Source organism: Streptomyces sp. NPDC019937, from assembly GCF_040631655.1.
Taxonomy (GTDB): domain Bacteria; phylum Actinomycetota; class Actinomycetes; order Streptomycetales; family Streptomycetaceae; genus Streptomyces.
In genome coordinates this window covers 38,572-58,521 of the sequence record NZ_JBEYAL010000023.1, presented here as the reverse complement: position 1 = coordinate 58,521, position 19,950 = coordinate 38,572, and the positions used below count along the sequence as shown (strand labels likewise).

General features: G+C 72.4%; 17 protein-coding genes. 12 read left to right on the top strand and 5 right to left on the bottom strand.

Annotated elements, in window-relative coordinates; translation table 11 throughout:
• Window positions 1-133: 133 nt before the first annotated feature.
• Window positions 134-595 carry an ATP-binding protein gene (locus ABZ562_RS23175; protein WP_361482850.1) on the top strand — a complete coding sequence of 154 codons (462 nt, stop codon included), beginning with the start codon at window positions 134-136 and terminating at the stop codon, window positions 593-595.
• Here ABZ562_RS23175 and ABZ562_RS23170 read toward each other — a convergent pair.
• Window positions 592-1,773 (bottom strand): methyltransferase domain-containing protein, encoded by a 1,182-nt coding sequence (locus ABZ562_RS23170; RefSeq protein WP_361482847.1) that lies wholly within the window; start codon window positions 1,771-1,773, stop codon window positions 592-594. The two genes, ABZ562_RS23175 and ABZ562_RS23170, sit on opposite strands and share 4 nt — an antisense overlap.
• 77 nt (window positions 1,774-1,850) lie before the next feature.
• Between ABZ562_RS23170 and ABZ562_RS23165 the strand changes: the two genes are divergently transcribed.
• The 3 genes from ABZ562_RS23165 to groL all read left to right on the top strand — a co-directional run bounded on the left by ABZ562_RS23165 (window position 1,851) and on the right by groL (window position 5,077).
• Window positions 1,851-2,750, top strand: coding sequence for a polysaccharide deacetylase family protein (locus ABZ562_RS23165; protein WP_361482844.1), 900 nt, complete (start codon window positions 1,851-1,853; stop codon window positions 2,748-2,750).
• A gap of 252 nt (window positions 2,751-3,002) precedes the next feature.
• Complete coding sequence (gene groES / locus ABZ562_RS23160; protein WP_009715799.1) at window positions 3,003-3,311, top strand: co-chaperone GroES; 309 nt, start codon at window positions 3,003-3,005, stop codon at window positions 3,309-3,311.
• A 140-nt stretch (window positions 3,312-3,451) separates the two neighbouring features.
• A complete protein-coding gene (gene groL, locus ABZ562_RS23155; RefSeq protein ID WP_361482840.1) occupies window positions 3,452-5,077 on the top strand; it encodes a chaperonin GroEL in 1,626 nt (541 codons plus the stop codon).
• 85 nt (window positions 5,078-5,162) lie between these two features.
• On the opposite strand, the gene ABZ562_RS23150 is transcribed toward groL, so the two are convergent.
• On the bottom strand, window positions 5,163-5,936 hold the full coding sequence (locus ABZ562_RS23150) for an SDR family oxidoreductase (RefSeq protein WP_361482837.1): 774 nt from the start codon (window positions 5,934-5,936) through the stop codon (window positions 5,163-5,165).
• Window positions 5,937-6,071: 135 nt separating this feature from the next.
• Between ABZ562_RS23150 and ABZ562_RS23145 the strand changes: the two genes are divergently transcribed.
• Window positions 6,072-6,992, top strand: a complete 921-nt coding sequence (locus tag ABZ562_RS23145) for a LysR family transcriptional regulator (protein ID WP_361482834.1) — start codon at window positions 6,072-6,074, stop codon at window positions 6,990-6,992.
• 167 nt (window positions 6,993-7,159) lie between these two features.
• Here the strand turns inward: ABZ562_RS23145 and ABZ562_RS23140 are convergent, their stop codons facing one another.
• Window positions 7,160-7,474 carry a WhiB family transcriptional regulator gene (locus ABZ562_RS23140; RefSeq protein WP_055557379.1) on the bottom strand — a complete coding sequence of 105 codons (315 nt, stop codon included), beginning with the start codon at window positions 7,472-7,474 and terminating at the stop codon, window positions 7,160-7,162.
• A gap of 397 nt (window positions 7,475-7,871) precedes the next feature.
• On the opposite strand from ABZ562_RS23140, the gene ABZ562_RS23135 reads away from it, so the two are divergent.
• The 4 genes from ABZ562_RS23135 (at window position 7,872) to ABZ562_RS23120 (ending at window position 12,227) form a co-directional block, all read left to right on the top strand.
• Window positions 7,872-8,483 carry a response regulator transcription factor gene (locus tag ABZ562_RS23135; protein ID WP_003948568.1) on the top strand — a complete coding sequence of 204 codons (612 nt, stop codon included), beginning with the start codon at window positions 7,872-7,874 and terminating at the stop codon, window positions 8,481-8,483.
• A gap of 294 nt (window positions 8,484-8,777) precedes the next feature.
• Entirely contained in the window at window positions 8,778-9,389 is a 612-nt protein-coding gene (locus ABZ562_RS23130; RefSeq protein ID WP_361482831.1) for a sigma-70 family RNA polymerase sigma factor, read from the top strand.
• Window positions 9,390-9,516: 127 nt separating this feature from the next.
• A complete protein-coding gene (guaB, locus tag ABZ562_RS23125) occupies window positions 9,517-11,019 on the top strand; it encodes an IMP dehydrogenase (protein ID WP_361482829.1) in 1,503 nt (500 codons plus the stop codon).
• Window positions 11,020-11,102: 83 nt separating this feature from the next.
• Window positions 11,103-12,227, top strand: coding sequence for a GuaB3 family IMP dehydrogenase-related protein (locus tag ABZ562_RS23120; protein ID WP_063736842.1), 1,125 nt, complete (start codon window positions 11,103-11,105; stop codon window positions 12,225-12,227).
• 64 nt (window positions 12,228-12,291) lie between these two features.
• On the opposite strand, the gene ABZ562_RS23115 is transcribed toward ABZ562_RS23120, so the two are convergent.
• The gene (locus ABZ562_RS23115) at window positions 12,292-12,963 is read right to left on the bottom strand and encodes a hypothetical protein (protein ID WP_361482826.1); all 672 of its coding nucleotides are present in this window, start codon (window positions 12,961-12,963) and stop codon (window positions 12,292-12,294) included.
• 322 nt (window positions 12,964-13,285) lie between these two features.
• On the opposite strand from ABZ562_RS23115, the gene ABZ562_RS23110 reads away from it, so the two are divergent.
• The gene (locus tag ABZ562_RS23110; RefSeq protein WP_361482823.1) at window positions 13,286-14,434 is read left to right on the top strand and encodes a rod shape-determining protein; all 1,149 of its coding nucleotides are present in this window, start codon (window positions 13,286-13,288) and stop codon (window positions 14,432-14,434) included.
• A gap of 112 nt (window positions 14,435-14,546) precedes the next feature.
• Complete coding sequence (locus ABZ562_RS23105) at window positions 14,547-16,715, top strand: DUF6049 family protein (RefSeq protein WP_361482820.1); 2,169 nt, start codon at window positions 14,547-14,549, stop codon at window positions 16,713-16,715.
• A gap of 8 nt (window positions 16,716-16,723) precedes the next feature.
• On the opposite strand, the gene ABZ562_RS23100 is transcribed toward ABZ562_RS23105, so the two are convergent.
• Window positions 16,724-17,995, bottom strand: a complete 1,272-nt coding sequence (locus tag ABZ562_RS23100) for a nucleotide sugar dehydrogenase (protein WP_361482817.1) — start codon at window positions 17,993-17,995, stop codon at window positions 16,724-16,726.
• Between the two features lie 233 nt (window positions 17,996-18,228).
• On the opposite strand from ABZ562_RS23100, the gene ABZ562_RS23095 reads away from it, so the two are divergent.
• Complete coding sequence (locus ABZ562_RS23095; RefSeq protein ID WP_361482814.1) at window positions 18,229-19,935, top strand: glycerol-3-phosphate dehydrogenase/oxidase; 1,707 nt, start codon at window positions 18,229-18,231, stop codon at window positions 19,933-19,935.
• Window positions 19,936-19,950 lie beyond the last annotated feature (15 nt).

Sequence of the window (19,950 nt, the reverse complement as noted above, 5' to 3'; positions counted from 1 at the left end):
ATCGTCGGGGAAATTCAACGAGGCCGTAGCAGTTGTTTGTGCCGCTGCCCTACCTTGGGTGCCGTCGCCGCTACTGCGCGTTGATCGTTGTAACGGTACGCGCGATATCGGCCCTTTCGCAGGGAGTTGATCCATGGAGTCCGACTACGAGTCCGACGACCGTCCACCGCGCCGCCCGCCCGCTCCCTCCAAGGACCCGTACGTCTACACGCTCCAGAGCAGCCGGCACGCCACCTCCGCCAAGGTCTGCCGGGACTTCGTCGCCGTCGTGCTGGGCTCCGTGGGGCAGGAGGCGCTGGTCGAGGTGGCCACCCTGTGCACCTCCGAGCTGGCCACCAACGCCTTTCTGCACGCCGAGGGCGACTGCCTGACGCTGCGCGTGGTGATCGAGCCTCCCCGCTTCCGCGTCCTGGTCTACGACGCCTCCGCCCAACTCCCCGCCGCCGCCCGCCTCCCCGAGGGCGACCGCCTCCGCGGCCGCGGCCTCGGCCTGGTCGCGGCCCTCGCCGACGCCTGGGGCACGGCGGACGCGGACCCGGCGGGGATGTACGCGAAGGCGGTGTGGTTCGAACTCCTCGCGGAGCCGAAGAGCTAAGAGGCCGGGTGTCCCAGGAGCATCGTGGGGGCGCCCGCCGAGCGGGTGAGGAGGATCGTGCAGGCGTTCCCCCCTTCGAGCCGCAGCTTCTTGCGCAGATGCTCCGGCTCGACGGCCGAGCCGCGCTTCTTGATGGTCGCGATGCCGACCTCGCGCTCCCGCAGCAGCGCCCTGAGCCTCTTCAGGTTGAACGGCAGCACATCGGTGATCTCGTACGCGGTGGCGTACGGCGTCGGGCGCAGCTCGTCCGTGGTGATGTAGGCGATCGTCGGATCGATGAGGCGGCCGCCGATCCGGGCCGCGACGTCCGCCACGAGGTGGGCGCGGATGACGGCGCCGTCCGGTTCGTACAGCCAGCGGCCGACCGGGCCGGGCTCGGGGTCCGGGAGCTGGGTGCCGAGCAGGGAGTGGCCGGAGGGCAGCAGGGTGGCGCGGCGCATGCCGGGGCGGGCGGTGCCGAACCACAGGACGGCCTCCTTCACGTTCCCCTGGTCCGAGATCCACTCGGCCTCCGCGTCCTCCGGCACCGCCTCGTGCGGAACCCCGGGCGCGATCTTGAGGGCGGCGCGCGGGACGGTACGGGCGGCCCCGATGGCCCAGGACAGCGGCGGGGAGTACGCCTCGGGGTCGAAGACCCGGCCCCGGCCGCCGCGCCGGGCGGGGTCCACGAAGACCGCGTCGTGACGCGAGGTGTCGACCTCGGTGACATCGGCGCAGCGCACCTCGATCAGCTGCGACAGGCCCAGCGCGTCGGCGTTGGCCCGGGCGACCGCACAGGTCAGCGGATCGCGGTCGACGGCCAGGACGCTGAGCCCGGCCCGCGCCATCGCGATCGCGTCACCGCCGATGCCGCAGCACAGATCGGCCACGGTGCGCACCCCGAACCCGGTCAGCCGGTCGGCGCGGTAGGCGGCGACGGAGGTACGGGTGGACTGCTCGACGCCGTGCGGCGTGAAGTACATCCGGTGGGCGTCCTCGGCCCCGAACTTGGGCACGGCCCGCTGCCGCAGCCGTGCCTGGGTCAGGGCCGCCGAGACCAGGGCGGCCGGATGGTCGCGGCGCAGCCGGGTCGCGGTGGCCAGCTCCCGCGCCGGGTCGTAGTCCCGTAGCGCGGAGAGCAGCGCCTGCCCCTCGTCGCCGAGCAGTGAGTCGAAGGCGTCAACGTCCACATGGCCCATTCTCCCCGCTCCGGGGAGGGCATTCGCACCCCTTCGGCGCGCGGGCGCGTGCCGTGGAACCGAAGATCACTTTTGTGATGATGCTCAAGACTGGTGTATCCGGGTGTCTGGTTCTCGCCGCCGCGGCGGCCCTGCTCACCGGCTGCGGGGGCACGGGCCCCGAGCCGCGCTCCGGGACGGGGAAGGCGGCCGGTCTCACGCGGTCGGCCTCGGCCTCCCCGTCCTCCGCGTCCCGGGCCTCCGGAGCGCCACCGCCCGGGAGCGGGCGCGAGGGTCCGCACCCGCCGCCGGACGGCTACCGCCGCTGGGGGCTCGACCGCCCGCTGGACCCGCCGCCCCCGCCCGCCGTCAAACCCGCGCTCGCGCCCGTGTGGCCGCCGGCGCCGGGGCTGGCGACGGTCATCCGCCGGGTGGAGACGACCGATCGAGTGGTCTTCCTGACGCTCGACGACGGGATCGAGAAGGACCCGGCCTTCATCGACCAGGCCCGGGACCTCGGTCTGCCGTTCACCCAGTTCCTGGAGGACGAGGTGATCGGCGACCACTACGACTACTTCCGCGCGCTGCGCGAACTCGGCAACCGGATCGGTAACCACACGCTCACCCACCCCAGCCTGGCGGGCAAGGACTACCAGACGCAGCTCCACGAGATCTGCGGCCAGCAGGAGGTCCTCGGCGAACGCCTCGGGCTCCAGCCCCGCCTCTTCCGTCCGCCGTACGGGGACTACGACCGGAACACGCTGCGGGCGGCGGCGGAGTGCGGCCTGAACAAGGCGGTGCTGTGGCGCGCCGAGATGGAGCCGCAGGGGCTGGTCTACCGCTCCGGTAGCGGGCTGCGCCCTGGGGACATCGTGCTCGCGCACTTCCGCGGCCCCGAGCAGCTGCACGGGCACACCATGACCGACATGATCACCGAGCTGGTGCGGGAGGTCCAGGCGCAGGGATTCACCCTGGCGCGGCTGGAGGACTACATCTGACGACATCCGACCGCGTCCGAGGACCGCTCGTGGGGGCGGCCGCGTCCGGACATCCGTGCGGTCCGTCGCCGCCTCGCTTGGCACTCTGGTTGACGGAGTGCTAACCGCGTCATAATGTCAGGGCTGGCACTCGGCACTGCGGAGTGCCAGCCACACAGCGACGGGCAGGTCCGGCACCCGCGACGACGGATCCACCTGGTCGCCACCTCAGACAGTTAACCCCGTGAGATCTCCGAAGGGGGAGGTCGGATCGTGACGACCGCCAGCTCCAAGGTTGCCATCAAGCCGCTTGAGGACCGCATCGTGGTCCAGGCCGTCGAGGCCGAGCAGACCACGGCCTCTGGCCTGGTCATCCCGGACACCGCCAAGGAGAAGCCCCAGGAGGGCGTCGTCCTGGCCGTCGGCCCGGGTCGGTTCGAGGACGGCAAGCGGCTTCCGCTCGACGTTTCCGTCGGCGACGTCGTGCTCTACAGCAAGTACGGCGGCACCGAGGTGAAGTACAGCGGCGAGGAGTACCTCGTCCTCTCGGCTCGCGACGTCCTCGCGATCGTCGAGAAGTAATCACCGAAGTCTTGCCTTGAGCCGCGCCCCGGTGCCCGTGTCACAGATACCCGGGGTCGGGGCGCGGTTCGTTTTTTTGACGCGACGGCGGCTGCCTCGTTACGGCGGCCGAGGATCGCAATGAGAGGACATACGCAACCATGGCGAAGATCCTGAAGTTCGACGAGGACGCCCGTCGCGCCCTTGAGCGCGGCGTGAACAAGCTTGCGGACACCGTCAAGGTGACGATCGGTCCCCGCGGCCGCAACGTCGTCATCGACAAGAAGTTCGGTGCTCCGACCATCACCAACGACGGTGTCACGATCGCCCGCGAGGTCGAGGTCGAGGACCCGTACGAGAACCTGGGCGCCCAGCTCGTCAAGGAGGTGGCGACCAAGACCAACGACATCGCGGGTGACGGCACCACCACCGCCACCGTGCTGGCCCAGGCGCTGGTCCGCGAGGGCCTGCGCAACGTGGCCGCCGGCGCCTCCCCGGCCGCCCTGAAGAAGGGCATCGACGCCGCGGTCAAGGCCGTCTCCGACGACCTGCTGGCCACCGCCAGCCCGATCGACTCCAAGTCCGACATCGCCGCCGTGGCCGCGCTGTCCGCCCAGGACAAGCAGGTCGGCGAGCTGATCGCCGAGGCGATGGACAAGGTCGGCAAGGACGGTGTCATCACCGTCGAGGAGTCCAACACCTTCGGCCTGGAGCTGGACTTCACCGAGGGCATGGCCTTCGACAAGGGCTACCTCTCGCCGTACATGGTGACCGACCAGGAGCGTATGGAGGCCGTCCTCGACGACCCGTACATCCTGATCCACCAGGGCAAGATCTCCTCCATCCAGGACCTGCTGCCGCTGCTGGAGAAGGTCATCCAGGCCGGCGCCAGCAAGCCGCTGCTGATCATCGCCGAGGACGTGGAGGGCGAGGCCCTGTCCACCCTCGTCGTCAACAAGATCCGCGGCACCTTCAACGCCGTCGCCGTGAAGGCCCCCGGCTTCGGTGACCGCCGCAAGGCGATGCTCGGCGACATGGCCACCCTCACCGGTGCCACCGTCATCGCCGAGGAGGTCGGCCTCAAGCTCGACCAGGCCGGTCTGGACGTGCTGGGCACCGCCCGCCGCGTGACCGTCACCAAGGACGACACCACCATCGTCGACGGCGGCGGCAACGCCGACGACGTGGCCGGCCGCATCGCCCAGATCAAGGCCGAGATCGAGGCCACGGACTCCGACTGGGACCGCGAGAAGCTGCAGGAGCGCCTCGCGAAGCTGGCCGGCGGCGTGTGCGTGATCCGCGTGGGCGCGGCCACCGAGGTCGAGCTCAAGGAGAAGAAGCACCGTCTGGAGGACGCCATCTCCGCGACCCGCGCCGCGGTCGAGGAGGGCATCGTCTCCGGTGGTGGCTCCGCGCTGGTCCACGCCGCCAAGGTGCTCGAGGGCAGCCTGGGCAAGGAGGGCGACGAGGCCACCGGTGTCGCCGTCGTCCGCCGCGCCGTCGTCGAGCCGCTGCGCTGGATCGCGGAGAACGCGGGCCTCGAGGGCTACGTCATCACCTCGAAGGTCGCCGAGCTGGAGAAGGGCCACGGCTACAACGCCGCGACCGAGGAGTACGGCGACCTGGTGAAGGCCGGCGTCATCGACCCGGTCAAGGTCACCCGCTCCGCGCTGGAGAACGCCGCGTCCATCGCCTCGCTGCTGCTCACCACCGAGACCCTGGTGGTCGAGAAGCCGGCCGAGGAAGAGGCCGAGGCCGGCGGCCACGGTCACGGCCACGCGCACTGACGCGAGCCGAGCGCCACGCGAAGGCGCGGCCACCCCGCACGGGGTGGCCGCGCCTTCGCGCGTCCCGCGCGCGGCACCGGCCCGCTCACCCCTTGACCGGGGCCCGGCCCACCTTCGAGGACACGCCCGCCACCGCCGCCCTCGGCACCAGCTTCGCCAGCCCGGTCAACGCCTTGTACCGGGGGTCCGGAATCGACAGCGACTTCCCCCGCGCGAAGTCCCTCAGGGCCGCCGCGACCAGCCGGTCCGCGTCCAGCCACATCCAGTCCGGCGCCTTCTCCGGCTTGATCCCCGCCCGGGCGTGGAACTCCGTGCGCACCAGCCCCGGGCACAGCGCCATCAGCCGCACCCCCGACCGCGCCAGGTCCTTCGCCGCGCCCTGCGTGAACTGCACGACCCACGCCTTGCTCGCCCCGTACGTCCCGCGCGGGAAGAAGGCGGCCACCGAGGCCACGTTGATCACCCCGCCGCGCCCCCGCGCCCGCATCGTCCCGGCGGCGGCGCTGGTCAGCCGCAGCACCGCCTCGCAGTGCAGCTTCAGCATCCGCAGCTCATCGGCGAGCGGCGCCTCCAGATAGCGGCCCTTGTTGCCGAACCCGGCGTTGTTGACGAGCAGATCGACCGGATGTGTACGGTCCCCCAAGCGCTCCTCGACCGCGGCGATACCGGCGTCCTCGGACAGGTCGGCCCGCAGGACCTCCGCCTCGACCCCGTGCCGGTCGTGGAGGTCGGCGGCCTGGTCCCGCAGCCGCTTCTCGTCGCGGGAGACCAGCACCAGGTTGTGCCCGTCCGCCGCGAGCCGGCTCGCGAAGGCGGAGCCGATGCCCGCCGTGGTTCCGGTAATCAATGCAGTCGTCATACGCGCACGTTATCGGCCGGACGATCACCACGTGGCCGGGCGCCGCGGCCCCGGGCGGCCCGCTCCCGCGCGTACGCCGTCAAAGCACCGGCGCGATATTCCGGTCCGCACCCAAGTGCCCCTTATGCTCGAGGCATGATCGAGGCCCGTCATCTGAAAGTGCTGCGCGCGGTGGCCACCACCGGTTCCTTCTCCGCCGCCGCCCGCGAGCTGGGCTGCACCCAGCCCGCCGTCAGCCAGCAGATGAAGGCCCTGGAGCAGTCCACGGGGACGCCGCTGCTGATCCGTACCGGACGGGAGATGCGGCTGACCGAGGCCGGCGAGGCGCTGGTCCGGCACGCGGCGGGCATCCTGGCCGGGCTGACCGCCGCGGAGGAGGAGGTCGCCGCGCTCGCCGGGCTGCGGGCCGGGCGGGTGCGGCTGGTGTCGTTCCCCAGCGGCAGCTCCACGCTGGTGCCGAGCGCGCTCGCCGGGATGCGCGCCGCCCATCCGGGGACGCGGGTCTCCCTGGTGGAGGCCGAGCCGCCGCGGTCGGTGGAGATGCTGCGCGGCGGCGACTGCGAGATCGCGCTCGCCTTCCGGTACCCCTACGCGGGGCCCGCGGCGGGTACGGACGCGGACCCGGCGGCGGGATGGGACGACCTGGTGGTGCGGCCGCTGCTGCGGGACCGGCTGGTGGTCATGGTCCCGCACGACCACCGGCTGGCCGGGGCCGGGACGGTGGGCATCGGGGAGCTGGCCGAGGAGCCGTGGATCGCGGGCTGCCCGCGGTGCCGCCGCCATCTGGTGGAGGTGTGCCAGGCCGAGGGATTCACCCCGCGGATCGACTTCGCGACGGACGACTACCCGGCGGTGGTCGGGCTGGTGGGGGCCGGGCTCGGGGTCGCGGTGCTGCCGGAGCTGGCGGTGGAGTGCGTGACGGCCAAGGGGACGGCCACGCTGGAGGTCACGCCCGAGGTGCGGCGCGAGGTGGTGGCGCTGACGCTGCCGGACCTGGCGCGGGTGCCCGCGGTGGCGGCGACCCTGGACCGGCTGGAGCTGGCGGCACGCCGCTGACGTACGAAAACCCCGCCGCTGACGTGCGAAAACCCCGCCGCTGACGTGCGAAACCCCGCCGCTGACGTGCGAAAACCCGCCGATCGTCGGTGGGAACGGCCGGCGGTGGTGGGGCGATGGTTGCTGATGGAACGTTTCTTCAGGACGGATGAGGGCCCGGATCCCGGTCAGGACCCCGGGGCTCCCGAGGAGGCCACCGTGCGATGGCGGGCCCGCCCCATCAGCTCCTCGCGCTCGTCCTCGGTCAGTCCTCCCCATACCCCGTACGGCTCGCGTACCGCCAGGGCGTGAGCCGCGCACTGCGCCCGTACCGGGCAGCGCATGCACACCTCTTTCGCCGACATCTCGCGCGCGCTGCGGGCGGCGCCGCGCTCCCCTTCGGGGTGGAAGAAGAGCGAGCTGTCGACACCACGGCACGCGGCCAGGAGCTGCCAGTCCCACAGATCGGCGTTCGGACCGGGAAGACGGGAGAAATCTGCCATTGCCTTGTCTCCTCGAAGCGATCGGCTGCGGACGCTGTGTCCCGGGTCGTACACCTACTGTGTAAGTAGATGTAAATATGACTCATTGCGAATCTAGCCACACAGACCGGCAAATTGGAAGCAAGGTCGCCAAATGCCACCGAAGGGGATGACCTTTGGGGGAGGCGTGACAGGGCGCGACCTGCGTGGGGAAGCGCCTCCGTGTCCGAGGGCTCACGTAGAGTGTCGAAGGTGGCCGCCGAACCCCGTAACTCTTTCGGGTGACCGTCGTTGAGAGTGCGGAGGCGGTTGATGGGTAAAGCTCTCGGACACATATCCGGGGCTGTCAATCGCTCAGGTGACGATATGTACCAGCCTGGAGGCTCAAGGTGACGCGCATCATCTGCGGAGGGCGGCCATGACATCCGTCCTCGTCTGCGACGACTCCCCGCTCGCCCGAGAAGCGCTGCGCCGCGCGGTGGCGACGGTGCCCGGCGTCGAGCGGGTGACGACGGCGGCCAACGGCGAGGAAGTCCTCCGCCGATGGGGCGCCGACCGCTCGGATCTGATTCTGATGGACGTGCGCATGCCCGGCCTCGGCGGAGTCGAGACCGTGCGCCGGCTGCTCTCCGCCGACCCCGGCGCCCGGATCATCATGCTCACGGTCGCCGAGGACCTCGACGGGGTCGCGCTGGCCGTGGCCGCCGGCGCCCGCGGCTATCTGCACAAGGACGCCTCGCGCGCCGAGCTGCGCGCGACCGTGACACAGGCTCTCGCCGACCCGACCTGGCGGCTGGCCCCGCGCCGGCTGCGCTCCGCAGAGATGGGCGCCGCGCCCACGCTCACGGCGCGGGAGATCCAGGTGCTGGAGGGCATGAGCCACGGCCGGTCCAACGCGGAGATCGGCCGTGAGCTGTTCCTCTCCGAGGACACGGTCAAGACGCACGCCCGCCGGCTGTTCAAGAAGCTCGGCGCGTCCGACCGGGCCCATGCGGTGGCCCTCGGATTCCGCTGGGGCCTGGTCCGCTAGGCGGGCCTGTCGATCGGTCCGTATCGACATGCTGCGCAGCGGGGGCGCTACCCCCGCCCGCCAAGTGGCGGGCGGGGCGGGAGCGTGCGTGGCACCGGCCGTGACGGCGGCTTGTACCGGTTCCCCGCGCGATGCCGCATCCTTGAAGGTGTGGAGTTCCTCGGGGACGAGTCGGCCGGGCGTGAGGGGAGAGCGCAGGACGTGACGACTACCGGCGCACCTGCTCATAACGCTTCAGCGCACAACTATGGACGTGATGCCACGGAGCCGCCGGGCCCAAGGCACCATGGACGGATGCGCGACGACGAGAGTCCAGGGTCCCCCAAGGCGGGCAGCCCGGGGACGCAAGGGGCGATCGGTGCCCTCGTCGGGCGCGCGGTCGAAGGGGACGAGCAGGCCACCCACGATCTGCTGGCCCATGTCCATCCGCTGGCCCTGCGCTATTGCCGCACCCGGCTGTCCCGACTGCCGGGCGACGCTCGTCATTTCGTGGACGACCTGGCGCAGGAGGTCTGCCTCGCGGTGCTGTGCGCGCTGCCGCGCTACCGCGACACCGGCAAACCCTTCGAGGCGTTCGTGGTGGCCATCGCCTCCCACAAGGTCGCCGATCTGCAGCGGGCGGCCATGCGCCACCCCGGTTCCACGGCGGTGCCCTCGGACGAGATGCCGGAGCAGCCGGACGATTCGCTGGGCCCCGAGGAGCGGGCGCTGCTGAGCAGCGACGCGGAATGGGCCAAGAAGCTGCTGGCGAACCTTCCGGAGAATCAGCGCGAGCTGGTGCTGCTGCGCGTGGCGGTCGGGCTTACGGCGGAGGAGACCGGGCAGATGCTCGGCATGTCGCCGGGCGCGGTGCGGGTCGCACAGCACCGGGCGCTGAGCCGGCTGCGCGCGCTGGCCGAACAGTAGCGCGAGCGGTCGCTCCAGGCGGCGTCACCAGCGGTATTCGTCGGTTGTCCACAGGGCGGAATGTGACACCGGGGATGGCCGTTAGCATGGGAGTCCGCGCTGGGGCAAGACCATTTGGAAGGGTGTCATGACTGACAACGTCGACGGAGTGCCTGAGAAGTTCGCGATGCTCGGGCTGACGTACGACGACGTGCTGCTGCTGCCGGGCGCCTCCGAGGTGCTGCCGAACGCGGTCGACACCTCGTCCAGGGTCTCCCGGAACGTGCGGGTGAACGTACCGCTGCTGTCGGCCGCCATGGACAAGGTCACCGAGGCCCGGATGGCCATCGCCATGGCCCGCCAGGGCGGCGTGGGCGTGCTGCACCGCAATCTGTCCATCGAGGACCAGGCGAACCAGGTCGACCTGGTGAAGCGGTCCGAGTCCGGCATGGTCACCGACCCGATCACGGTCCGGCCGGACGCCACACTGCACGAGGCGGACGCGCTGTGCGCGAAGTTCCGCATCAGCGGCGTTCCGGTCACCGATGCCGCGGGCAAGCTGCTGGGCATCGTCACCAACCGGGACATGGCCTTCGAGGTGGACCGGGGCCGTCAGGTCCGTGAGGTCATGACCCCGATGCCGCTGGTCACCGGCAAGGTCGGCATCTCCGGTGACGACGCGATGCAGCTGCTGCGCCGCCACAAGATCGAGAAGCTGCCGCTGGTCGACGACGCGGGTGTGCTCAAGGGCCTGATCACGGTCAAGGACTTCGTGAAGGCCGAGCAGTATCCGAACGCGGCGAAGGACGGCGAGGGCCGGCTGGTCGTCGGCGCGGCCGTCGGCGTCGGCGACGAGGCGTTCGACCGGGCGCAGGCGCTGGTCGAGGCCGGGGCCGACTTCCTGGTGGTCGACAGCGCCCATGGGCACAGCCGGGGCATCCTCGACATGATCGCCAAGGTGAAGTCCAATGTCTCGGTCGACGTGGTCGGCGGCAATGTCGCCACCCGCGACGGCGCCCAGGCGCTGATCGACGCGGGCGTGGACGGGGTGAAGGTCGGCGTCGGCCCGGGCTCCATCTGCACCACCCGGGTGGTCGCGGGCATCGGTGTCCCGCAGGTGACCGCGATCTACGAGGCGGCCCGCGCGTGCCACGCGGCCGATGTGCCGCTGATCGGCGACGGCGGCCTGCAGTTCTCCGGTGACATCGCCAAGGCGATCGCGGCCGGCGCGGACACGGTGATGCTGGGCAGCCTGCTCGCCGGGTGCGAGGAGTCGCCGGGCGAGATGGTCTTCATCAACGGCAAGCAGTTCAAGTCCTACCGGGGCATGGGCTCGCTGGGCGCGATGCAGACCCGCGGCCAGGCCCGCTCGTTCTCCAAGGACCGCTACTTCCAGGACAACGTGCTCTCCGAGGACAAGCTCGTCCCCGAGGGCATCGAGGGCCAGGTGCCCTACCGCGGCCCGCTGGCCTCGGTCGCCCATCAGCTGGTCGGCGGCCTGCGCGCCTCCATGGGCTATGTCGGTTCGGCGTCCGTGGCGGAGCTGAAGGAGAAGGGCCGCTTCGTGCGGATCACCTCCGCGGGCCTCAAGGAGAGCCACCCGCACGACGTCCAGATGGTCTCCGAGGCGCCGAACTACTCCGGGCGTTAACCTGCGCGACCCCCGCGCGACGGGCCGCGCGCGGGGGATGGCGATACTGGTACGGCAGAACAAGCCAGCGAAAGGCACCCCACGTGACTGAGATCGAGATCGGGCGCGGCAAGCGCGGCCGCAGGGCGTACGCGTTCGACGACATCGCCGTCGTGCCGAGTCGTCGCACCCGGGACCCGAAGGAGGTCTCGATCGCCTGGCAGATCGACGCCTACCGCTTCGAGCTGCCGTTCCTGGCCGCCCCGATGGACTCGGTGGTCTCCCCGCAGACCGCGATCCGCATCGGCGAGCTGGGCGGCCTCGGGGTGCTCAACCTCGAGGGCCTGTGGACCCGGTACGAGGACCCCGAGCCGCTGCTCGCCGAGATCGCCGAGCTGGACGAGCGCACCGCGACCCGTCGCCTGCAGGAGATCTACGCCGAGCCGATCAAGGAAGAGCTGATCGGGCAGCGGCTGAAGGAGGTGCGCGACTCGGGCGTGGTCACCGCCGCCGCCCTGTCGCCGCAGCGCACCGCGCAGTTCTCCAAGGCCGTGGTGGACGCCGGGGTCGACATCTTCGTCATCCGGGGCACCACCGTCTCGGCCGAGCACGTCTCGGGCGCCGCCGAGCCGCTGAACCTCAAGCAGTTCATCTACGAGCTGGACGTCCCGGTCATCGTGGGCGGCTGCGCCACGTACACCGCCGCGCTGCACCTGATGCGCACCGGCGCGGCCGGGGTGCTCGTCGGGTTCGGCGGCGGCGCCGCCCACACCACCCGCAATGTGCTGGGCATCCAGGTGCCGATGGCCACGGCGGTGGCCGATGTCGCCGCCGCCCGCCGGGACTACATGGACGAGTCCGGCGGCCGCTATGTGCATGTGATCGCCGATGGCGGGGTCGGCTGGAGCGGCGATCTGCCGAAGGCGATCGCGTGCGGTGCCGACTCGGTGATGATCGGTTCGCCGCTGGCCCGGGCCACCGACTCGCCGGGCCGTGGCCACCACTGGGGCATGGAGGCCGTGCACGACGAGGTGCCGCGCGGCAAGCGCATGAACCTGGGCGTGGTCGGCACCACCGAGGAGGTCCTGCTCGGCCCCTCGCACACCCCGGACGGTTCGATGAACTTCTTCGGCGCGCTGCGCCGGGCGATGGCGACGACCGGCTACTCGGAGCTGAAGGAATTCCAGCGCGTCGAGGTGACGGTGGCCCCGTCGAACGACAAGCGCTGAGCGCACGCGCAGGACATGGGGAAGGCCCCGGCCGCATCGCGGTCGGGGCCTTCCCCATGCTGCGTCAGCGGTTGCTGACCCGGAAGGCGGTGCCGGCGGCGGCGATCGGGGAGAGGATCATGAAGATCCAGGTGATCGCGTCGGCGTCCTTCTTCCAGGTGTCGAACAGGTCGCCGAAGTGGTCGAAGAAGATCTCGTTCGCTGACGGGATGTCGGCGGAGGCCGCGGCGGCGCCACCGATCTTGTCCACGTAGTTGGCGGTCGCGTCGTTGAGGATCATCGCGTAGCCGTACAGCTCGCCGAGGAAGATGGCGACGAGCGCCAGAACCGCGCCGACCACCCACAGCGCGACGTTGCGGCCGCCGAGCTTGGCGACCACCAGGCCGACGAGCGCGCCGAGGGCGACACCGGCGTAGGCGAACTTCCGGACCTCCGGCGGATTCGAGTCGGTGTCCGCGAGCGAGCTCAGCAGGAACGCGTACGCCAGCGCACCGACGACAGCGGCCACGAGGGCGGCACCGACCGCGGCGAGCGGGTTGCCCTGGCGGCCCACCTGCGGCGCGGGCGGCGGGAATCCGCCGCCGAACTGCGGCTGGGGCGCACCGGGCTGCGGGTGCTGCGCCTGCGCCTGCGGGTAGCCGTAGCCGGGCTGCGGCGGGGCGGGCTGCTGCGGGTAACCACCCTGCTGCTGCGGGTAACCGCCTGGCTGCTGCGGCTGCTGCCAGTTCTGGCTCATGAAATCCCCCGGGGATGAAGGTGATTCGCGTTCGGGGACAGCCGTGGCCGAAATGCGGCGACGGCGGGGAACGCGAAAGATTCGAGCCATAAAGTAACAGGAGTGCATGACAATCAGACAAGTCACGTCTGGGGTCCGTGACACGCCTGGGACCGGACGGAGACATGGTGTCCCGGTAAAGGCGGACATTGATCCGCTATTCGGTGACGCGCCGGGCACCCGCGATACGGGCCAGTCGCACCAGCGGGGCGGGGAGTTGCGCGCGGTGGAGCAATATCCGCGGTGGCAGGACAGAATCCGGCATAAGCAATAATGTCAACTTATGGCGCAGAACAAGTCGTTCACTGGGCGAGACATGGGCATCGACCTCGGCACCGCGAATACGCTGGTGTACCTGCGGGGCAAGGGCATCGTGCTCAACGAACCGTCGGTCGTGGCGGTCAACACGGCCGACGGCAGTGTGCTGTCGGTGGGTTCGGCGGCAAAGGAGACCATGGGGCGGACCCCGACGAACATTGTCGCCGTTCGACCGCTCCGCGATGGGGTCATCGCCGATTTCGAGGTCGCCGAGCGCATGCTGCGGTACTTCATCAAGAAGGTGATGGGCAGTCGGCGGCTGGCCCGCCCGCGCGTCGTCGTCTGTGTGCCGTCCGGCATCACCGGTGTCGAGCGTCGCGCGGTGATGGAGGCCGCGACCCAGGCCGGGGCGCGGCAGGTGCATCTGGTCGAGGAGCCGATCGCGGCGGCGATCGGCGCGGGCCTGCCGGTGGGCGAGCCCACCGGTTCGATGGTCGTCGACATCGGCGGCGGTACGACGGAGGTCGCCGTCGTCTCGCTGGGCGGCATCGTCACCGCGCGCTCGGTGCGCACGGCGGGCGACGCGATGGACGTCGCGATCAGCACGTACGTCAAGAAGCAGTACGCGCTGGCCATCGGCGAGCGGACCGCCGAGGAGATCAAGGTGTCGATCGGGTCCGCCTCGCCGACCGGCTCCTGGTCGGCGCCGCGCGGCGGAGCGTTCGCCCGGCTGACGGAGCGCAATGTCGAGGTGCCCGACAGCGGTGACAACGAGGACACCCAGGCCCTGCAGCCGCCCGACCGCTGCACCATCCGCGGCCGGGACCAGGCCACCGGGCTGCCCAGGGTCCTCGAACTCACCGCGGACGAGGTGCGGCACGCGCTCGCCGAGCCGGTGGACAGCATCGTCGCCGCCGTCCGGTCCACGCTGGACGAGACCCCGCCGGAGCTGGCGGGCGACATCATGGACCGCGGCATCGTGCTCACCGGCGGCGGCGCGCTGCTGAGCGGCCTGGACGTACGGCTCGGCCGTGAGCTGGACATCCCGGTGCTGGTCGCCGACGACCCGCTGGACTGCGTCGCCGTCGGCACCGGCCGCTGCGTCGAGGACTTCGCTTCGCTGCGGGCCGCGATGGACGCCAGCCCCCGCCGCTCGGACACCGTGCGGGTCTGACGACCGCCGCACCCCACCCCATCGGGCCGCCCCCGCGTGCGGCCCGGCAGCCGCCGTGGTGGGCTGGTGACCGGACCGGACCGGTTCGTCAGGCGGGAGGTACGGCGGCGAGGTGACGGCGGGAGCACGGGCGTACGGGTGGACGATCGCCGTGGCGGTCGCGCTGCTCCTGCCCGGCGGGCCCGCCACCGCCGCCCCGGCCGCGCTCGCCGCCGCCCCCGCCACGCCCGTGCGCGCTCCGCGCCCGTACCCGCTCACCGTCGAACTGCGGTCGCTGAGCCCCACCGTGGTCCGCCACGACGGCGATCTCAGGATCAGCGGCACCGTCACCAACACCTCCGGGCACCGCGTCACCGGCGCCCACATCGGCGTGCGCATCGGCGCGGCCGGGTCCGCCGACACCCGCGGCGCCCTCGCCGACCACGCCGCGCGCACCATCCTGACCCGCGCCGACGGCGCCGAGGTCGCCGCCCACACCGCCCGCCTCGCCCGGCTCGGCGCCCACGCCGGGCGCCGCTTCGACCTGGCCGTGCCCGTCTCCGGCCTCGGGCTGGACGGCGCGGGCGCGTATCCGCTCACCGTGACCGCGACCGCCGCGGACGGCCGGGTGCTCGGCCTGACCCGCGGATATCTGCCCGCCTACCCCGACGGCACCGGCCTGGAGCGGCTGCGCACCAGCGTCCTGTGGCCCCTCACCGACGTCCCCCACATGGAGGCGCTGACCCGGCGCACCGGCGACGGCAGCGTGCTGCCGGTCTTCCGCGACGACGCGCTGACCGCCGCGTTCGGCCCCGGCGGGCGGCTGCGGCGGCTGGTCGAACTGGGCGAGGACGAGCCGGTGACCTGGGCCGTCGACCCCGATCTGATCGTCCAGGCGCAGGCCATGACGCGCGGCTACCGGGTGGCCCGCACCCCCGGCAGCAGCGATCCGCAGGAGGCCGGTCCTGGCCGGGGCGGCAAGGCGGCGGCCGGGTGGCTGGCCGCGCTGCGCAAGGCGGTGCGCGGCCGGGACGTCATCGCCCTGCCGTACGCGGACCCCGATCTGGCCTCGCTCGCCCGCCGCGGCGACCCGGCGCTGGCCACGCTGCTGCGCCGCGCGTCCGCCACCGGCACCGCCGTGGTGAACCGGGCGCTGGGCGTCCGCGCCCGCACGGGGGTGGCCTGGCCCGCGGGCGGCATGCTGGACGCCGGGACCGCCGGGTACGCGCGGCGGCTCGGCCTGGACACGATGCTCGCCTCCGGCGAGGGCCCCGACCCCTACGGCGCGGCGCTCGTCGCCGGGGGCGCCACGGACGACGGGGCGGTGGCGCTCGACGGCGGTGGCACCGCGCTGACGTACGACGCGACCCTCGCCTCCCTGCTGTTCCGCAGCCACCCGGCCGGGGGCGCCGCCGGGGCGCCCGCCCGGCTCGCGCTGCGGCAGCGGCTGCTGGCCGAGACCCTGACGGCGGTACGGGAGCTGCCGTACGCGGCGCGCGATCTGGTGCTCGTACCGCCGCGCCGGATGCCGGTCGGGGTCGGGCGGGCGCTGCTCTCGGCGCTGGCCGCGGGTCAGGAGGCGGGCTGGCTGGAGCCGTCGCGGTTCGGGGACGGCCTGCGGGCGCCGGAGGCGGGGGAGTTGCGGGACGGCGGCCATCCGGCCGGGCTGCGCGCCACCGAGCTGCCGCCGGAGCGGCTGGCGGCGGTGGCCCGGGACCGGCGGCGGCTGCGCGCGCTGGCCATGGTGCTGTCCGACGCGCGGGCCACGGTGGCGTCGGTGCGGGCGGCGCTGGCCCGGTCGGTCTCGACGGGGTGGCGGGGCGACGCGGCGGGGGCGCGCGCGTACCAGGAGGGCGTGGCCCGCTATCTGACCGCGTCGATCGCCTCGGTGCGGCTGGTGCCCAAGTCGAGGGTGGTGGTGACCGGGGGCTCGGCGACCATCCCGGTCACGGTCGCCAACGGGCTGCAGCAGGACCTCACCGGGGTCGAGCTGCGGGTGCTCTCCAGCCGCCCGGAGCGGGCCCGCGCGGTCGACCGCGCCGTGGACGTACGGGCGTCGCGCGCGGTGAGCCGTACGGTACGGGTCCGGGTGAGCGCCCACGCGAACGGGCCGGTGCGGCTCACCGCCCAGCTCTACACCCGCGCCGACGGGCGGCCGTGGGGAGCGCCGATGACGTTCACCGCCGAGGTGCGCTCGGTGCCGTCGGGCGCGGTCGCGTTCGTCGCGGGCGGGGTGGGGCTGATGGTGCTGGCGGCGACCCTGCGGCTGCGCAGCGCGCGGCGGCGGGGCGCCCGGAGGTGAAGAGCCCCTCAGAGGCGGTGGGCGGTGCCCGCCGGGCTCGCGCCGCGGGTGTCCAGCAGCAGCTGGGCCTTGGCGGCCAGGCCCTGCAGGTCGTAGGTGCGGTGGTGCTGGAGCAGGACGGTCAGGTCGGCCTCGGCCGCCGCCTCGTACGGCGCGTCCGCGCGCGGCACCGGGCGGCCGAGCACCCGCCAGCCCGGCACATACGGATCGTGGTAGCCCACCTGGGCGCCCAGCTCCATCAGCCGGGCGGCGATCTCGCGCGCCGGGGAGCCCTCCTCGTCCGCCACGTCCGGCTTGTAGCTGACGCCGAGCAGCAGGACGTGGGCGCCGCGCGCCGACTTGCCGTGCTCGTTGAGGAGCGCCGCGCAGCGCCGGGTGACGTAGCCCGGCATCCGCCCGTTGACCTGCTGCGCCAGCTCGACCATGCGCAGCGGAAGGCCGAGCCCGCGCTGCGGGTGGGTCATCCGGTCGCATTCGATCGGCGCGCCGTGGCCGCCGACGCCGGGGCCCGGGCGGAAGGACTGGAAGCCGAACGGCTTGGTCTCGGCGCAGCGCACCACGTCCCACAGGTCGACGCCGTTGTCGTGGCAGAACGCGGCCATCTCGTTGACCAGGGCGATGTTGACGTGCCGGTAGTTGGTCTCCAGGACCTTCACCGTCTCGGCCTCGCGCGGCCCGCGGGCGCGGACGACCTTCTCAGTGAGGCGTCCGTAGAACGCGGCGGCCGCCTCGGTGCAGGCGGCGGTGAGGCCGCCGATGACCTTGGGGGTGTTGGCGTAGCCGTAGGCGCGGTTTCCGGGGTCGAGGCGGCCGGGGGAGTAGGCGAGGTGGAAGTCGCGCCCGGCCCGCAGCCCGGACCCCTCCTCAAGAAGTGGACGCAGGAATTCCTCGGTGGTGCCGGGGTACACGGTGGATTCCAGCAGAACAGTGGTGTGCGGGCGAAGCCACCCCGCCAGCGTGCGCGCCGCCTCGCCGACCGCGGACAGATCCAGCCGGCGGTCCTCGCCGAGCGGGGTGGGCGAGCAGATCACGGCGGTGCGGACCCGGCCCAGATCGGCCGGGTCGGTGGTGGTCCGGAAGCCGCCGGAGATCATCCGGCGCAGCTCGGCGGCGGTCAGCGAGCCGTCGCCCGCCCCGGTGGGCAGCCGCCCGGCCCGCAGCTCGTCGGCGGCCCGGGAGTCCGGGTCGTAGCCGACCGTACGGACACCGGCGGCGGTGGCGGCCTGGGCGAGCGGGAGGCCGAGATGGCCGAGTCCGATGACGGCGAGATCTGCGGGCATGACTTCGTGCCGTCCTTCCCGAGGCGATTCCGGATGGCGCAAAGGCAGACTAAGCGGAAATATGACTCGTATTCAGTATTGACGGAGGGTGGCGACGCGGTGTTGCGGTCACCAGCGGGGGACGGCCCGCGCGGCGGCCCGCCAAGGGCCCGTCCCCGGCATGGCACGGCAGGGAGAAAGCCAGGAAAATCATCACGCGAGCGTCGTGACGTCGATCACAACGGGAGGCAGCGGTGAAGACACCGGCACTGGGACCGGCCGAGCGCGGCGAGGCGCTGGCCCGGATGGCGGACCGTGAGCTGGACGTGCTGGTCGTGGGCGGCGGCGTGGTCGGCGCGGGCACCGCGCTCGACGCCGCGACCCGCGGCCTGGAGACCGGACTGATCGAGTCCAGGGACTGGGCCTCCGGCACCTCCAGCCGCTCCAGCAAGCTGGTCCACGGCGGCCTGCGCTACCTGGAGATGCTCGACTTCGCCCTCGTCAGAGAGGCCTTGAAGGAGCGCGGACTGCTGCTGGAGCGGATCGCCCCGCACCTGGTCAAGCCCGTCCCGTTCCTCTACCCGCTCAAGCACCGGGGCTGGGAGCGGGCGTACGCCGGGGCGGGCGTCGCGCTCTACGACGCGATGTCGATCTCCTCCGGGCACGGCCGCGGGCTGCCCGTCCACCGCCACCTGACGCGCACCCGTGCCCTGCGCGTCGCCCCCTGCCTCCGCAAGGACGCCCTGATCGGAGCGCTCCAGTACTACGACGCCCAGGTGGACGACGCCCGCTTCGTCACCTCCCTGGTGCGCACCGCCGCCCGGTACGGCGCGCAGGTCGCCAACCGGGCCAGGGTGGTCGGGTTCCTGCGCGAGGGAGCGCGCGTTGTCGGTGCCCGGGTGCATGATCTGGAGCAGGGGGGCGAGTTCGAGGTCCGGGCCCGCCAGGTGGTGAACGCCAGCGGGGTGTGGACGGACGAGACACAGGCGCTGATCGGGGAGCGCGGCCAGTTCCACGTCCGCGCGTCCAAGGGCATCCACCTCGTGGTGCCCAGGGACCGCATCCACTCCACGACCGGGCTGATCCTGCGCACCGAGAAGAGCGTGCTGTTCGTGATCCCGTGGGGGAGGCACTGGATCATCGGCACCACCGACACCGGCTGGGACCTGGACAAGGCGCACCCGGCCGCCTCCAGCGCCGACATCGACTACCTGCTGGAGCACGTCAACGAGGTCCTCGCGGTGCCGCTGACCCGCGACGACGTCGAGGGCGTCTACGCGGGCTTGCGCCCGCTGCTGGCCGGGGAGTCGGACGCGACCAGCAAGCTCTCGCGCGAGCACACGGTCGCCCATCCGGTGCCGGGCCTGGTGGTGGTCGCGGGCGGCAAGTACACGACGTACCGGGTCATGGCCAAGGACGCCGTGGACGAGGCGGTGCACGGCCTCGACCAGCGGGTCGGGCCCTGCGTCACCGAGGACGTGCCGCTGGTCGGCGCCGTCGGCTACCAGGCGCTGTGGAACGCGCGGGCGCGCATGGCCCGCCGCACCGGGCTGCACGTCGCCCGCGTCGAACACCTGCTGAACCGGTACGGCGCGCTGACCGAGGAGGTGCTGGAGCTGATCGCCGCCGATCCGTCGCTCGGCGAACCGCTCACCGCCGCCGACGACTATCTGCGCGCCGAGGTCGTCTACGCCGCCTCCCACGAGGGCGCCCGCCACCTGGACGACGTCCTCACCCGGCGCACCCGCATCTCCATCGAGACCTTCGACCGGGGCACCCGCGGCGCCCGCGAGGCGGCCGAGCTGATGGCGCCGGTGCTGGGCTGGGGGCCGGAGCAGATCGACAAGGAGGTCGAGCACTACGAGAAGCGGGTGGAGGCGGAGCGCGAATCGCAGCGGCAGCCGGACGACCTGACGGCGGACGCGGCCCGGCTCGGCGCCCCGGACATCGTGCCGCTGTAGGCGGCGAGCCCCGGT